Raw genomic sequence first — 14,343 nt, forward strand, 5'->3', positions numbered from 1 at the left:
ATCGAAATGAAAGAAATGGAACATTCACCGATGCGACAAAGAAAAGTTAAAATCGTCGCGACCCTTGGACCCGCGTCCAACACATACGACGTTATTCGCAACCTCAAGCAAGAGGGCGCAGATGTCTTTCGTCTCAACATGAGCCACGGACAGCAAGCGGATATCGCCAAGCTGCATGGCGCCATTCGCGAGGTCGAGAAAGACCTTGGTGAACCCATTTGTATTCTGGCCGACCTGCAAGGGCCAAAGCTGCGTTGTGGTGAGTTCGACGGCGGCGAGGCCCATCTGCAAGCGGGCGGCGAATTCCGTTTTGATCTGGATACCCGCGCCGGAGACGACACCAGAGTGTGTTTGCCGCATCCGGAAATCTTTCGCGCATTGCACCCCGGTGTCAGCATTCTTGTCAACGATGGCTTGCTGCGCCTGACCGTTCTCGACTGCGCAGCCGACTTTGCCCGTTGCCGAGTGGACGTCGGAGGACGGATTTCGAACCGCAAAGGGGTCAACGTGCCTGATGTGGTTCTGCCGCTTGCAGCCCTGTCGGAAAAAGATCGCAAAGATCTCGAGTTTGTCTGTGAACTGGGCGTGGACTGGATTGCCCTGTCGTTTGTCCAGCGCCCCGAAGACGTGATCGAAGCGCAAGATCTCGTGAAGGGCCGCGCACGCGTGCTCAGCAAAATCGAGAAACCCGCAGCAGTCGCAGCCTTTCAGGATATTCTGACCCAATCCGAAGGGATCATGGTGGCACGCGGTGACTTGGGCGTCGAACTGCCGGTACAGCAGGTCCCTTCGATCCAGAAAAGACTGGTTCGGGAATGCCGCAAGGTGGGCAAACCGGTCATTGTCGCCACCCAGATGCTGGAAAGCATGACGTCGGCCCCCGTGCCGACACGGGCCGAAGTGTCCGATGTCGCCGCAGCGATCTATGAAGGTGCGGATGCCGTCATGTTGTCAGCGGAATCTGCCGCAGGCGATTTCCCGATCGAAGCCGTGCGCACCATGAACGACGTTGCATTGGAAACAGAGCGGGATGCGGGTTATCGCCAGACCATTGAGGCCAGCCGTGTGCCGTGCCGTGATACCATCGCAGGCGCAACAACCGCCGCCGCACGCGAAATCGCGGAAACAACCGAGCTTAAGGCGATTTGTTGCTATACCCAGTCGGGATACACAGCACAGCTTGCGTCGCGCGAAAAGCCGCGCGTGCCCATCATCGCCCTGACACCAAACGTCGAAACCGCCCGGCACCTTGGTCTTGTCTGGGGGTTGACCTGTGTGCCTGTCGCTCGGGGTTCGCGGTTTCGCGACGCTGTTGTGTCGGCGGTCAGCACCGCGCGCCGTATCGGCGTGGCACAGGGTGACGAAAAGATCGTGATCACCGCAGGGGTGCCCCTCAACGTCAAGGGCGGCACCAACATTCTTCGGATCGCGCCCGTGAACGAGACGCTGGAAGCGTCGGAAGATCAGTAGCTCTTATCAAAATCGATCATCTCAGGAGGAGAGATCATGACTGTAAATGTTGCAATTAACGGATTTGGTCGCATTGGCCGTTGTGTCCTAAGATCGCTGGTAGAGGCAGGCCGCAACGACGTGAATATTGTTGCGATCAATGATCTGGGTCCGGTTGAAACCAACGCACATTTGTTGAAATACGACAGCGTGCACGGCCCCCTCAAAACCGAAATCTCGGTTGAGGACAACGCTCTTGTTGTCGGAAGCCAGAGAATTCGTGTCAGCGCCGAACGCGACCCGTCAAAGCTGGCTTGGGGCGACGTTGATGTGGCCTTGGAATGCACGGGCATCTTCACCAAACGCCAAGCCGCGCTTCAGCATCTGGGCAACGGATCGAAAAAGGTTCTGGTCTCTGCACCCGCCACAGGCGCGGATAAAACCATTGTCTATGGCGTGAACCATCTCAGCCTGACAGGTAAGGATGTCGTGGTGTCAAACGCAAGTTGCACGACCAATTGTCTCTCGCCGGTGGCCAAGGTGCTGGACGATGCTTTCGGGATCGAGACCGGCTATATGACCACGATCCATTCCTATACCGGAGATCAGCCCACGCTGGATGCGATGCACTCTGATCTTTATCGGGCGCGGGCGGCGGCTTTGTCGATGATCCCTACATCGACCGGCGCGGCGCGAGCTGTTGGTGAGGTGCTGCCAAACCTGAAGGGACGGCTGGACGGCTCGGCCATCCGCGTGCCAACCCCGAACGTGTCCGCCGTGGATCTGTGTTTCACCACAGCCAAAAGCGCAACGGTTGAGGATATCAACAACGCCATCCGCGAGGCAGCAAACGGCGAAATGCGCGGCGTGCTTGCGATCAACGATGAGCCGCTTGTCTCTACCGACTTCAACCACAACCCGCATTCGTCGATTTTTGCGAGCCAGCAAACGCGCCTGACGGATGGGGGCATGTTCCGTATCCTGAGCTGGTATGACAACGAATGGGGCTTCTCGAACCGGATGCTGGACACGGCCTTGGTCATGGCGCGTGCCTCGTAAAAACGCGGCCTTGGCGGGTCTCGCCTTCTGTAAAAGAGAGAGGCGTCCCAACGATCAAGAAAAGTCCCGTCTCCAGAAAGCGTCTCACCGGACGTGTTGTAAAGCCAGACCCATCGCACGGCGCAACAGGCCCTTGCAACAAACACCCCCCGCAGATTTTTGCGGGGGGTGTTTTGATTTGGGACAGTAACTATGCGGCCGGAGCTGCCGTTGGGCTTGTTTCCAGCAACGGCAACATTCGGCCCAGAGCCGACCTTGATGATCAGTGCGGCGAAGGTCCGGTTTAAGCAAAACCAGAGTGCTCGGACCGCTGCCAATCTGGAAACAGGCTTGCTTGATAACTGCCTAAAACATTAAGTGGTCTGAGCAGTTAGTGGAGCAGCCGATGAGCAACAACCGATTTCTGAGAGAATATGGTGATACAGATTTCATTACCGGCCTCCGTGCACTTGCTGCCACGATGGTTGTAATCATACATACCGGAGCATTTTTAGGCTGGGGCGCGGCTGGTAGCGCGATAACCCACGCGGGTAAATACGGCGTGGACATTTTCTTCGTTATTTCTGGGTTTACGATCGCCAAAACATTCACAGAAGCGAGCAGCTATCGCACATATTTAACAAGGCGAATAATGCGAATTTTGCCGCTCTATTATGTGCTTATTACGTTCGCAATCCTTGTCGTTGCAACTAACCTTATCAGCCCATCGTATTGGATGCTTCAATTTGGAGCTAAGCCTGACTTCTACAATTGGATTATGCATCTTAGCATGTTGAGTTACCTTGATTATCGAGTGGCCAATTCCGTTTTGGGCGTGGAGTGGTCAATACCCATTGAAGTATTTTGGTATGTTGCTCTGCCTTCAATGCTTTTTCTTTCAAAATCTCTCAAAGGAGCCGTCGCAGCAATGTTCGCATTGGCATTCCTTACTGCAACGTTCTCTTACGCGTCAAAGAAGTTTTTGGGTACGAGCCTTCCCATAAAGTGGACGCCCATATCCCAAGGGCATTTGTTCTTTTTAGGGGCTTGGGCTTTCTTTTTTCGTTCGCGTAATGCGGGCGAGCAACAGAAGCATGCCAAAATCTGGATTATGGTTGCTACGAGCGCAATGCTGGTCCCGATGATAGTTGAATTTGGAGGCCGAGGGGAAGTCTTCGCTCTTTCCACGGCAATTTTCATAGCCTTTCTTCAACCTGATCAATTTAGGGTTTTGTGTCGAATTCTAACGGTTCGGCCAATGCTGTTTTTGGGGTCAATAAGTTTTAGCATCTACCTGATCCACCCACTGGTCATACAAGTGTTAGAGGACTTTGGGATGATAAACGAAACAGGTGGCTTTGCGAAGTTTTCTTTAGTCTACGGCATCACCGTGGCATTTTCTTCCTGTACCTATATTTTGATAGAGAAGCCGACTAACAAATTTGGCCGGAAAATGGTCGAAAGAGAAAAGTTGAACGTATAACACTTCACTAACCCCGAGCGAATTCAAAACCTAGTTTATTGGTTTTGCGGTAATTCGGGCAAATCTCAGCGAATGACCGCAGTTCGTCCTTACTTCCAGTTTGCGCAACTTGCAGTATTTGTCATTTTGGGCTCAAACCAGACCTTCGCCATGGATCATCTCGGATGGAAAACGATCATGCGCGGCATTGGCACAAATGCCTAGCTTTGTGTTCTCTTCCAAACTCTGGAGGTTAAGTCGCGCATCAAAGCGAAGTTTCAGAGCTTCCCGCTGAGCAATGGCAAATTGCATTGTGTCGCGTACCCCATTGCGCGTTTTATTCCGGGCAAAAGGGCCGCCCCGTTCATCGCATAACAAATCTCAATCAATCCGGCGTTTCCGAATGCCTGCTGAACCCCTGCGCGCGCTTCAGGGGCGTCTTCGCGGTTCAAGACCACAGCGTCTGCGAGCCGTGCAACGGCGGAAATTTCCTCGGGAAGTTCAGTATAGTCTTTCAATAGCAAAGCCTTGATCAACTTTGGGTCGATGCCAGATGCCTTGGCCAGGTTCGCCTCGGCCTCAATTCACGTCCCACAATCTGCAGCAGCTGCGCCACGTATTCTGGCAGCGTGATAGGCAAGGGGCGGGACATTCTTGTTCGGATCGAGAAAGCCGAAAATCTTTCCGTAGCGGGACATCAGTCCAAAGTCCGTTTTCGCAATCTGGTGCGCATAATCGAGTTCGACACCGATACGTTTTTCCGCCCTGTTTACCAGATGGCGTGCGATAGATTTTAGCATCCTGATCCTCCCTAGGTTCAAAGCAGGCTGACGCGCCCGTCCGGGAAAAGGAAGGGCTGTGGAGACATAGCCGGCATGCGCTCACGACATGCAGTCAACCATGGCCAATGCGGAATGCCAACTTGGGTGCCTGCCGCAGCATGTATGCCTAAGGGCAGGCCCCTTTGCACGGATGGATACCTTGCCATAAGGTTCCCTTCAAAGGACGAGGGCAAACATGGAATTTTGCAACTATTTCCCGCCCGGGGCGCTCGGGGATATCATTGGTCTGCATAGTCGATACTATGCTTCGTCATGGGGCTTTGGCACGTTTTTCGAGGCAAAGGTCGCACGTGAGCTGGCCGGTTTTGCGGATCGGGCATCCGGGACCGATCTGATTCTGATCGCCCATGACGCGGGTGTGGTCAAAGCGTCATTGATACTGGACCTCAATGATCCCCAATCCGGTGCGCGCGGGGCCCATCTGAGATGGTTCATTTGTTCGCAGGACTGTCGCGGCACAGGCGTTGGTCGCAGCTTTATGGCGCGCGCCGTCGCGCATGCCGAGCAGCACAGCGGTGGCCGCATGTGGTTGACGACCTTTGCGGGGCTGCATTCCGCGCGCCACCTTTACGAGAATTTTGGTTTCACACTTGCGGTCGAAGCCCAAGGGGACGCGTGGGGAACCACGGTGACCGAGCAGGAATTTCGCCGGTAAACCGCGCTGGCGCCTTTCCGTTTATCGAGGCAACCCCGTTCCAGTCAGGTGCAGGCCTTGAGTGCCGCAACATCGCCCGCTTCGATCAGCGCGAGGTGCCGCGCGATCTTTTCAGGGGGCCAGTGCCACCATGCGATGTCTAAAAGCGTCTCGATCTCGGCAGGCGTGAACCGCATGCGAATGACCGTCGCCGGATTGCCGGACACGATGGCATAGTCGGGTATTTTGCCGCGTACGACGGCCCTTGCCGCAACGATCACACCGCACCCCAGTTCCGCACCCGGCATCAAAACCGCCTCTCGCCCAATCCAGCAGTCATGGCCGACTATCGTGTCCTTGCCTCGCGGAAGGCTGGCACGAAATGTGCCCATCCTGTCAGGATCAAACACCGCGAAAGGGAAGGTTGAAATGCCGTCCATCGGATGGTTGGCCGTGGCCGTGATGATCTGAACACCTTCTGCAATCTGGCAGAACCGGCCAATGCTCAGATGCTCGGGGGCACCGGCGAACAAATAGGGCGCCAGCGCGCTGGCATAATCCTCTGGCAACGTGCGGTCGTTGTAATAGGTCCAGTCCCCCACATCGATATTGGGGTGGTCTATCACGGCCGACAGAAACACGGTTGCAGGATCGTGCGAGCCATCGGGGAAAACCAACGGGTTTCTGGTCTTTGGGTCTGGCAATTTGGCAAAGGTTTTCTCAACCATGGCCCGCTCCGTATCTGAAAATCTGCGCGCCCGCCGGCCGCCAACATGGCAAGGCACAGGATCTTGGCGCATTCGAACAGACCCTAGCAGATGCAACGGGATGTGACAGACCCTGCGATAACAAAACGGGCGTCGCCCGGCCGCTGGGGGACGGAGGGTTTGCCTTAGTGCATATTGAGAACAGGTGTTGAAATGCTCAGCACTGGCCGTCGCAGTTTGAGTGTGCGGCGGGCTTCTTCTTCGTGTCCTAGCTTCATCAACACGTTGACATAGGCCAGCTCGATCAGATCACGCTGGGCACGGCTTCCGCCAAGGCGTTCTGTCGTTGCCATCACCTCTGACAAATGTTCAAGCGCACCAGACCAGTTCTGGCGCGCGATATCGCCCCATCCCTTGGCCACAGGGCGCACAAGGTCCCCCGCATATCCCTTGGCCGTGTCTGCGATATAGGCAAGGCGTTCGCCGTCCCCCGCCATCGCGTGGCACAGGGCGGCGTGCATATCTGCAAAACTCTGTCCCGTTTCGGGAAAGAAACGGGCAGCATAGGCACTGAGATCCTGCCAGGATTGGGGGTCAACCGTCATCCCCGCAATTTCGGCCCGATACAAAATCGCCGCCGTATCGGTAAGGACATTGATCGGCAGGCTCGAGGAACTTCCCGGTTTGACCCCGTTGTTCACAGCCTGCCACATAGCGGCTTCGTCGCCGTCATGAAGCGCCCAAAGCGCCATATGCCAGCTGATATGCCCGTACAAAACGGACCGGCTGTCATAATCCGTAATCCAGTCACTCAGGTACTCTCGACCGGCAGCGATGTCGCCTGCTTCGTATTGTTCATGCGCCCGAAAATGTGCCGCGTTTGCATTGCGTGGATTAAGCGCCAGCGATCTGTCCATCAATGCCCGCGACGCTGCGATCTGTCCGGTTTCACACAAGGACAGGGCATGCATCGACATCATCCACCAATCGCCCTCGTAATGCGGAATCAAGGCTTCGGTATAGGCCAGCAGTTCGGCTTCTCTGCCAACCTCTCCGGAAAACCCGATCAATCCAAACACGTTGGTACATAGCTGTGCCGCCATCGCGTCGCGCGGGTGATCCCTGACAAGGGCGCGCACGGTGCTGCGGGCCCCTTTGGGGTTGCCTTGGAACAGCGCTGCGAAGGCGGCGACATGGGTTTGTTCCCGGTCGTTGGCGGATGCCACCAGTGTTTCGGCACGTGTGATGGCGGCCTTGGCCTCCGGCATTCGCCCTTCCATCATCAAGGCTCGGGCAAGCGCGGCATGGCCCAGTGCAAAGTCGGGATCAGCCGCAACCGCGGCCGCGAACGCAGCGCCCGCACCAAAGTCCGCCCCAAGGAAAAGCTGCACACCCCGATCATAGTGATCGCGGGCGTCCGCACTGTTTGTCGAGATGGAATTCCCATAGTCGTCGCAAAGTGTCATAGCGTTCATCCTTTTGTCTGGATCAAACCTAAGGGCAATGGCCCTGACAGCCTAACACTTGTTGAAAATGCGACTTCAGGCGAGACGGCGGGTGAGGGGGCGTCACGACGGGCAATACTTGTCTGAGCCCTTATGGGGTAGGGGTCCGAAATCCACCAATGGCGCGTTCCAGCCATGTACGCGCCTCGGGCACGACCTGTTCAAGCTGGGGTAAATCATTGACACAAAGAAACTTTATCTCGGGCGCAAAAACGCTGTCGAGCAAGGCTTCTGTTTCCGACGCTGGATGTCCAACACCCTGACCGCTTTTGATGTGAAGGTGCTCGACACATGTTCGAAGCGTCGCGCCATCCGTCGCAATGCAGGCGTGGTTGTGCAGCGCTTGAGGCAGGAACTGGCTCAGATCCCTAAAGCGATGACCGATGTTGTCGACAAACGCCTCTTTGTGTTGCTCGAACAGTTGCGCCATGACCGAGCGGCGCAAGGGATGAACCACATGCGCAGACGAAAACAGCCGTGTCGCATCAAATCCGGCAAGGCTGGCGGCGTTCAACTGCATAAAGTGGTTGAACTTCGCAGGGTCATTGCGCGTGTCTTCTCCATGCAGAGCGTCGGCGTAATTCACCCATTTTCCTCGCAACACGGGCGCAGACCCGTCAAACACGTCTTCGGGATCAAGGCGCGCGGTTAGAAACACATCGTCGTTGAAATACAAAAACCGCTCGGCAAGCCCGTCAATCCTCCAGAGCATGCTTTCGATCGTCAAAGAATTGAACGTCGGCAAAACACTGGCAAATTCGCCAAAGATATCTGTGTGAAACACAAACTCGACTTTTGCTTTGATCGCTTCGGACAGCCCATCCAGATCAGGCGTCTCTGTGTCGACCACGATCCAGATTTTCCTGATCCAGCTGGCGTGATTGTCAATGGATTGCAGGCAATAGGTGATTTCATCATTGCACGCCCACCGGTGCGGGTTTATCGCGTTCTCGTGCAGTGGGCTTGGCGTGACGGCCATATACTCAAGACGCGCCGCAAGATGGGCCTCTGACGCGCCGTCCACCCACGTGATTACAGCATCGATTGGTGCGGTCTGGTCTTCTTGTGTGGTGGATAACTCGTCTTGCATGACTAACTCGTGCGGTCCCAATCGATGTCTTTCTGCGCCGTTCTTTGGGAGATAGTCTTGAGCGTGCCAAAGTCGCGTTCTTTTTTGCGCTGGGCTATTTCACGGTTTCCATAACGGCAAACGAGTTGGTCTGATGGATGCCGGGCAGCTTGTTTATCTTTTCACCAAGGACATGCCGGAAGTGGGCGATGTCTTTCGTGCGAACGGTCAGCAAATAGTCAAACGACCCCGCCAGCATCAAACAGCTTTCCACTTCCGGAACGCTGTTCACGGCATCATTGAAGGCATCAAGCGAATTGTTGCCTGCGGTCGCGGCAAGCGAAACTTGCACCACGGTCAGGTGCCCCAACCCCAGCTTTTCCATGTTCAAAATGGCGCGATAGCCGCTTATGTACCCGGATCGTTCAAGCCGTTTGACCCGTTCTGAACAGGGCGTGTTGGTCAGATTGACGCGTGCGGCAAGTTCGACAATGGACAATCTTCCGTTTATTTCGAGCTCTTCCAAAATGCGTTGATCGATTCTGTCTAATTCTCTGCTCATTGGGGAAAATGCCTTTCAAAGGGCTAATGTATGCGAATTTTTCCTGTAATATCTCCAAAAAAATGCGCCATGTCTAGTGATTATCACCAATACTAAGGGCGAGAAAAGTTGACCACATTCCCCTTGGTCAACTTTCTCTTATCGGGGGCATCGCCCTCCAAATCGGAAAAGTACGACCCAACACGGAGGACAAAATGACAGTTAAAATTGTTATTGGACTTGACGGGACAGACACTGGTGAACGCGCGCTCACATTTGCAAAGGACCTGGCTTCCAGGATTGATGCATGTGAGTTGCTTGTCATTTATGTCATCGAATGGTCCCCATTCACTTTCCAGACCGCAGAAGAAAACGCGAAACGCCATGTGCGTCGGGAAGAAGAAATTGAACTTGCAACAAAACGTATCGTCGAACCTGCTGTCGCAGCTTTGAAAGAGGCCGGTTACAGCGCAAGCGGTCTTGTGCGCCACGGCGATGTTGCTGAAACACTGAACAAGCTGACGGTCGAAAACGGAGGATCCCAGATCATCGTCGGCCGTGCGTCTTCGGACGGATTTTCCAAGCGCATTTTCGGCAGTTCCACCCAAAACCTTGTGATGCACGCAGACGTGCCTGTCACGGTCGTCGGATAGGATCGCATCATGAAAAATTTGTCTAAAATTTCCCTGCTGGCGACTTTGTCCGCTCTCGTTTCAAGCCCGCTTGCCGCCCAAGAGGCGATGGGCATTGACGAAAAAGTCAATCAGGTTTTTGCAAACCTGACCGGTCCGTTTGTTGGCCTGATCTTTGCGCCTTTTCCCGGAACAAGCTTTCCTTGGATTGTGATGTGGCTGGTGATCGCGGCGACGATCTTTACCCTGTATTTCGGTTTTGTTCAGTTCCGCTTTTTCAAGCACTCGATCCAGCTTGTTAAAGGGGATTTCTCCGATCCCAGTGACGCAGGCGAGGTCAGTCACTTTCAGGCGCTGGCAACGGCTCTTTCGGGCACGGTTGGTCTTGGTAACATTGCGGGTGTGGCTGTTGCTGTCGGGATCGGTGGTCCGGGCGCGACGTTCTGGATGATCCTTGCAGGTCTTCTGGGCATGGCGTCCAAGTTCACGGAATGTACGCTTGGCGTGAAATATCGCAACGAATACCCCGACGGCACCGTCTCTGGTGGTCCGATGTACTACATCTCCAAAGGGTTTAACGAACTGGGTCTTCCCGGCGGTAAAATCCTTGCCGTGCTGTTCTCGGTGTTCTGTATTCTGGGTGCGCTTGGCGGCGGAAACATGTTCCAGGCCAATCAGGCACATGCGCAGATTTCGGGAATCGTGGGCGATTATCCGGGCTGGATCACAGGCATCATCTTTGCGGGCGTCGTTTTCGCAGTGATCGTCGGTGGTATCAAATCCATCGCGAACGTGACCGAAAAAGTCGTCCCCTTCATGGGCATCCTCTATGTTGGTGCGGCGTTGATCATCCTGTTGGTGAACTATGACCAAATCGGCTGGGCCTTCGGTCAGATCTTTGCCGGTGCCTTTACAGGCCTTGGTGTTGCTGGCGGTATGGTCGGGGCTCTGATTCAGGGCTTCAAACGGGCGGCCTTCTCGAACGAAGCGGGCGTTGGCTCTGCTGCGATTGCGCACTCTGCGGTGAAAACCAAAGAGCCGATCACAGAAGGCTTTGTGTCGCTGCTCGAGCCACTGATTGATACCGTGGTAATCTGTACGATGACCGCATTGGTGATCGTCATTTCGCAACAGCTGATCATTGACCCTGCAACTGGCAACTACATGCTGAACGAAGCAGGCTCGGCAATTGCGACTGTTGATGGCAACTCGGGCGTGTCTCTGACATCTGCGGCGTTTGCATCGGGCATCAGCTGGTTCCCTTATGTGCTTGCTATTGCGGTTGTGCTGTTCGCGTTCTCGACAATGATCTCTTGGAGCTATTACGGCTTGAAGGCTTGGACCTATCTGTTCGGCGAGGGCAAAACCTCGGAACTCGTGTTCAAGATTATCTTCTGTATCTTCATCGTGATCGGTGCCGCAGCCAGCCTTGGTCCGGTTATCGACTTCTCGGATGCTGCAATCTTTGCGATGGCTGTTGTGAACATCTTCTGCCTCTACTTCCTGATGAAGCTGGTGAAGAAAGAACTTCAGTCTTACGCGGCGCGTTTGCAAAGCGGTGAGATCAAGAAGTTCACCCACTAAAAACCGGCTCCGACGCAACTGGCTTGCGTCGGAGCATTTTCTGTTTGGGGCCGGTCCACACGGCGCGGCCCCGAAACACCCCCCCGAAATCTCTGACATCGCATTGGCCTTTGACGGTCTCATCCCTTTCATTTTGCTGCGTCTTCAGCGATTGTGAGACCGAAAACAGAGACGAGGCCCGATGTCTGCACCCCTACTTTTCACAATCCTCAATGTGCTTGGCACCTTCGTCTTTGGTCTTAGCGGCGCCATGGTCGCGATCCGGCACAGGTTCGATATCTTTGGTATCCTTGTTCTTTCGGTTGCAACCGGTGTGGCCGGTGGCATGACCCGTGATCTGTTGTTGGGCGCAGCCCCGCCAGAAGCGCTGACAACGTTCTGGCCCATGGCGGTTGCCAGCCTTGCAGGTGTCACCGCGTTCTTTTTCACCTCCGCTATCGAACGGTTCAACCGTCCGGTCATGCTTATGGATGCGGTGGGGCTTGGTGTTTTTGCTGTTGCGGGCTGTCGCAAGGCCCTGCAATTCGGGCTTGACCCTCTGGGGGCGATCCTGTTGGGGATGATCACTGCAATCGGGGGCGGGATCGTGCGCGATATTATGGCCACGGAAACCCCGCGCGTCTTGCACGAAGACGTCTATGCGCTGGCCGCTTTTGCAGGGGCGGCGACCTATGCCGTGGCGCTTGCTGCGGGTGTGCCGGAAACCGCTGCCGCCTCGGGAGCAGTGTTGCTCGCGGTCAGCCTGCGACTGGCCAGCGTGCGTCTTGGCTGGAAACTACCGCGCCCGCCACGATCCTAGGGTTGTGTAACCCAGGGCAATTCCGACCGGTCAACCAGATAAGGCAGCCGCGCCTGTGCCTTTGCAACGGCGTCTTTCTCAAGGGTGGCTTGCAACAGGTCCGGCGCTGCACCGCCCCTTGCCAGCGCGACCCCATCGGGCGCAATGATGCAGCTGCCCCCGTAATAATCGAGGCCGTTCTCGTGCCCGCAATAATTCGCGTAGCAAAGGAAAACCCCGTTTTCAAAGGCGCGCGTGGGCGCAACGCATTCGGACACGACGCCCCAGTTTTTCGCCAGCGCGGTCGGGACAACCATAATCTCGGCGCCTTGCAAGGCCGCGTGACGCAGGTTTTCGGGAAACTCCATGTCATAACAAATCAGGAAAGCCACCGAAAACCCGTTCAGCTGAAACACGTCACAGCGTGACCCCGCCGCGAAATGATCGCCCTCAAATCCGGGGGGCAACAAAAGCTTGCGATGATGGCCAATGTGGTGCCCGTTTTTGTCGAGACACAGCGCCGCATTATACAGCGTCTCTCCTTGCCGTTCCGCGAACCCGAAAGCGATGGCGGTGGCATGCGTTTTGGCCAACGCAGCAATCGACGCGGCAAAGGGGCCGTCTCTTGCCTCGGCGCACTGTGAAACGGCCTCTGCAATATGATACCCGCATTGAAACAGCTCTGGCAGCACAACAAGGTCAAGAGGCGGCCCTGCGTGATCATCCAAGGTCTGAGACAGCCAATCCAGCCGCGCCGCGGGGCCTCCGAGATGTGCGGGGCACTGGCCAATGGCCACTTTGAGCGTCGCAGACATGGCTTACCCTTTGCTCAGCAAAATCTCGCGGGGGTATTGCGTGATATAGTCCACGCCCGTTTCCGTCACCACGATGGAATCCCCGATGCGCCCCGCCGTAAGACCATCCACCGAAATGCCCCCGTCCACTGCAAAGGTCATGCCGGGGCGCAGAACAGTCTTGTCACCCGCTTTCAATTCGGGCGCCTCAAGATAGGCCACGCCGATGGAGCGTCCCGTACGATATCCTGTGGAATACCCGCGCGCCCGATAGACCTCGTTCGCGACGGCGGCAACGTCTTCGGCAACAACGCCGGGGCGTATGGCGGCAATGGCCGCCTGTTGGGCCTCGATCGCGGCCAGCTGGACATCGCGGTCTTTGTCTTTGACATCACCGATATGGAACATCCGATCAAACCCGAGCTTGTACTGCTTGAATTGCGCCATGTTGCAGAAACAGAAATAGACCGGATCAAACTTCTGATATGCCTTCACCGAGGCACGCCTGTGCACCATCGACGCGTCCGCTCCGCTTTGCAGGATTTGCAGGTTGTGGATCATCGGCGAGACAAAGCGGTCCCATCCTTTATCGGTCAAAAACTGTGCGGCTTTGCGCGATCCGGCGTCGATGACGGCAAGGGCGGATTCGTATTCCTGCGCGCCGGCTTGCAGGCTGTCATGGGCCGCGCCCATCATGGCGCCCGCGATTTGGCCCGCTTCTTTCATGATGCCGATCTCGAAGGGCGTCTTGATGGTACGCATCGCCCCCAAGACCGGTGAGATATCCCTGAGCGGCACACCGGGATAGGTGTCGTCCAGATGGTTGCGCACGATCGCCGGCAGCGTGCCTTTTTCAACCCAGATGTCCTTTGGGGTCTGTCCAAGTGCGCCAGCCAGTGCCTTGCCCCATGTGCGCTCGCCCATGTCTTCCCAGACACGAATGTCCTCGACCCACGTCATGGCCCCAACCATCTCGGATTCCATCAAGGGCGTAATGACAACCGGCGCGTCGTCGACATCGACAACCAGCATGGTCGGGCGGCCAAATTCAATCCCGAGATAGCCCCAGAAACCGGCCAGATAGGCAATAGAGCTTTCGTCGGTAAACACGGCTTTGCGGATGCCGTCGTCTTTCATGCGCTCCTGAAGAATACGGGTGCGTTTCTTGGCTTCGTCTAGCATGAGAACCTCCGTTTGGTGTGGGACTTTCCGGCCCGTAGCCGAAAGCAGGCTGCCTTTCGATACGGGTCCTTTCTGGCTAAGCTGTGTCCAGCAGGCTTGTCAATTATTGTTTTTCGGCTTGTTAGG

Annotated in this window: 15 protein-coding genes; 7 read left to right on the forward strand and 8 right to left on the reverse strand. The window is 55.7% G+C overall.

Annotated features, from left to right (window positions below; translation table 11 throughout):
• Positions 1–30 precede the first annotated feature (30 nt).
• The 3 genes from pyk to PH7735_RS10015 all read left to right on the forward strand — a co-directional run bounded on the left by pyk (position 31) and on the right by PH7735_RS10015 (position 3,970).
• Complete coding sequence (pyk, locus tag PH7735_RS10005; RefSeq protein WP_058311819.1) at positions 31–1,470, forward strand: pyruvate kinase; 1,440 nt, start codon at positions 31–33, stop codon at positions 1,468–1,470.
• Positions 1,471–1,506: 36 nt separating this feature from the next.
• Positions 1,507–2,508, forward strand: a complete 1,002-nt coding sequence (gene gap / locus PH7735_RS10010; RefSeq protein ID WP_058311254.1) for a type I glyceraldehyde-3-phosphate dehydrogenase — start codon at positions 1,507–1,509, stop codon at positions 2,506–2,508.
• A 385-nt stretch (positions 2,509–2,893) separates the two neighbouring features.
• Positions 2,894–3,970 carry an acyltransferase family protein gene (locus tag PH7735_RS10015; RefSeq protein ID WP_058311255.1) on the forward strand — a complete coding sequence of 359 codons (1,077 nt, stop codon included), beginning with the start codon at positions 2,894–2,896 and terminating at the stop codon, positions 3,968–3,970.
• A 257-nt stretch (positions 3,971–4,227) separates the two neighbouring features.
• Here the strand turns inward: PH7735_RS10015 and PH7735_RS21010 are convergent, their stop codons facing one another.
• Together PH7735_RS21010 and PH7735_RS21015 are read right to left on the reverse strand one after the other, a co-directional pair.
• Complete coding sequence (locus PH7735_RS21010; RefSeq protein ID WP_233488297.1) at positions 4,228–4,467, reverse strand: hypothetical protein; 240 nt, start codon at positions 4,465–4,467, stop codon at positions 4,228–4,230.
• Positions 4,468–4,533: 66 nt separating this feature from the next.
• Complete coding sequence (locus PH7735_RS21015; RefSeq protein WP_233488298.1) at positions 4,534–4,749, reverse strand: hypothetical protein; 216 nt, start codon at positions 4,747–4,749, stop codon at positions 4,534–4,536.
• A gap of 217 nt (positions 4,750–4,966) precedes the next feature.
• On the opposite strand from PH7735_RS21015, the gene PH7735_RS10025 reads away from it, so the two are divergent.
• On the forward strand, positions 4,967–5,446 hold the full coding sequence (locus tag PH7735_RS10025; protein ID WP_058311256.1) for a GNAT family N-acetyltransferase: 480 nt from the start codon (positions 4,967–4,969) through the stop codon (positions 5,444–5,446).
• A gap of 44 nt (positions 5,447–5,490) precedes the next feature.
• Here the strand turns inward: PH7735_RS10025 and PH7735_RS10030 are convergent, their stop codons facing one another.
• The 4 genes from PH7735_RS10030 to PH7735_RS10045 form a co-directional block, all read right to left on the reverse strand.
• Positions 5,491–6,153 carry a CatB-related O-acetyltransferase gene (locus tag PH7735_RS10030; protein ID WP_058311257.1) on the reverse strand — a complete coding sequence of 221 codons (663 nt, stop codon included), beginning with the start codon at positions 6,151–6,153 and terminating at the stop codon, positions 5,491–5,493.
• Between the two features lie 164 nt (positions 6,154–6,317).
• Entirely contained in the window at positions 6,318–7,598 is a 1,281-nt protein-coding gene (locus PH7735_RS10035; RefSeq protein ID WP_058311258.1) for a tetratricopeptide repeat protein, read from the reverse strand.
• A 130-nt stretch (positions 7,599–7,728) separates the two neighbouring features.
• Positions 7,729–8,727, reverse strand: a complete 999-nt coding sequence (locus tag PH7735_RS10040; protein WP_082645210.1) for a stealth family protein — start codon at positions 8,725–8,727, stop codon at positions 7,729–7,731.
• Positions 8,728–8,821: 94 nt separating this feature from the next.
• Positions 8,822–9,268, reverse strand: a complete 447-nt coding sequence (locus PH7735_RS10045; RefSeq protein WP_058311259.1) for an Lrp/AsnC family transcriptional regulator — start codon at positions 9,266–9,268, stop codon at positions 8,822–8,824.
• Positions 9,269–9,462: 194 nt separating this feature from the next.
• Here PH7735_RS10045 and PH7735_RS10050 point away from each other — a divergent pair, with 194 nt between their 5' ends.
• The 3 genes from PH7735_RS10050 to PH7735_RS10060 all read left to right on the forward strand — a co-directional run bounded on the left by PH7735_RS10050 (position 9,463) and on the right by PH7735_RS10060 (position 12,262).
• On the forward strand, positions 9,463–9,900 hold the full coding sequence (locus tag PH7735_RS10050; protein ID WP_058311260.1) for a universal stress protein: 438 nt from the start codon (positions 9,463–9,465) through the stop codon (positions 9,898–9,900).
• 9 nt (positions 9,901–9,909) lie between these two features.
• Positions 9,910–11,463, forward strand: coding sequence for an alanine/glycine:cation symporter family protein (locus tag PH7735_RS10055; RefSeq protein WP_058311261.1), 1,554 nt, complete (start codon positions 9,910–9,912; stop codon positions 11,461–11,463).
• Between the two features lie 181 nt (positions 11,464–11,644).
• Entirely contained in the window at positions 11,645–12,262 is a 618-nt protein-coding gene (locus PH7735_RS10060) for a trimeric intracellular cation channel family protein (RefSeq protein WP_058311262.1), read from the forward strand.
• Here the strand turns inward: PH7735_RS10060 and PH7735_RS10065 are convergent.
• Together PH7735_RS10065 and PH7735_RS10070 are read right to left on the reverse strand one after the other, a co-directional pair.
• A complete protein-coding gene (locus tag PH7735_RS10065) occupies positions 12,259–13,056 on the reverse strand; it encodes a carbon-nitrogen hydrolase family protein (protein ID WP_058311263.1) in 798 nt (265 codons plus the stop codon). The two genes, PH7735_RS10060 and PH7735_RS10065, sit on opposite strands and share 4 nt — an antisense overlap.
• A 3-nt stretch (positions 13,057–13,059) precedes the next feature.
• Complete coding sequence (locus tag PH7735_RS10070; protein ID WP_058311264.1) at positions 13,060–14,217, reverse strand: M24 family metallopeptidase; 1,158 nt, start codon at positions 14,215–14,217, stop codon at positions 13,060–13,062.
• Positions 14,218–14,343: the final 126 nt, after the last annotated feature.

The sequence above is a fragment of the Shimia thalassica genome (assembly GCF_001458215.1).
Classification (GTDB): domain Bacteria; phylum Pseudomonadota; class Alphaproteobacteria; order Rhodobacterales; family Rhodobacteraceae; genus Shimia; species Shimia thalassica.

Coding starts and splice junctions, on each gene's coding strand:
- gap (WP_058311254.1), top strand. CDS start 1,507: ATGACTGTAAATGTTGCAATTAACGGATTTGGTCGCATTGGCCGTTGT.
- PH7735_RS10070 (WP_058311264.1), bottom strand. CDS start 14,217: ATGCTAGACGAAGCCAAGAAACGCACCCGTATTCTTCAGGAGCGCATG.
- PH7735_RS10050 (WP_058311260.1), top strand. CDS start 9,463: ATGACAGTTAAAATTGTTATTGGACTTGACGGGACAGACACTGGTGAA.
- pyk (WP_058311819.1), top strand. CDS start 31: ATGCGACAAAGAAAAGTTAAAATCGTCGCGACCCTTGGACCCGCGTCC.
- PH7735_RS10040 (WP_082645210.1), bottom strand. CDS start 8,727: ATGCAAGACGAGTTATCCACCACACAAGAAGACCAGACCGCACCAATC.
- PH7735_RS10015 (WP_058311255.1), top strand. CDS start 2,894: ATGAGCAACAACCGATTTCTGAGAGAATATGGTGATACAGATTTCATT.
- PH7735_RS10030 (WP_058311257.1), bottom strand. CDS start 6,153: ATGGTTGAGAAAACCTTTGCCAAATTGCCAGACCCAAAGACCAGAAAC.
- PH7735_RS21015 (WP_233488298.1), bottom strand. CDS start 4,749: ATGCTAAAATCTATCGCACGCCATCTGGTAAACAGGGCGGAAAAACGT.
- PH7735_RS10065 (WP_058311263.1), bottom strand. CDS start 13,056: ATGTCTGCGACGCTCAAAGTGGCCATTGGCCAGTGCCCCGCACATCTC.
- PH7735_RS10055 (WP_058311261.1), top strand. CDS start 9,910: ATGAAAAATTTGTCTAAAATTTCCCTGCTGGCGACTTTGTCCGCTCTC.
- PH7735_RS10045 (WP_058311259.1), bottom strand. CDS start 9,268: ATGAGCAGAGAATTAGACAGAATCGATCAACGCATTTTGGAAGAGCTC.
- PH7735_RS10035 (WP_058311258.1), bottom strand. CDS start 7,598: ATGACACTTTGCGACGACTATGGGAATTCCATCTCGACAAACAGTGCG.
- PH7735_RS10060 (WP_058311262.1), top strand. CDS start 11,645: ATGTCTGCACCCCTACTTTTCACAATCCTCAATGTGCTTGGCACCTTC.
- PH7735_RS10025 (WP_058311256.1), top strand. CDS start 4,967: ATGGAATTTTGCAACTATTTCCCGCCCGGGGCGCTCGGGGATATCATT.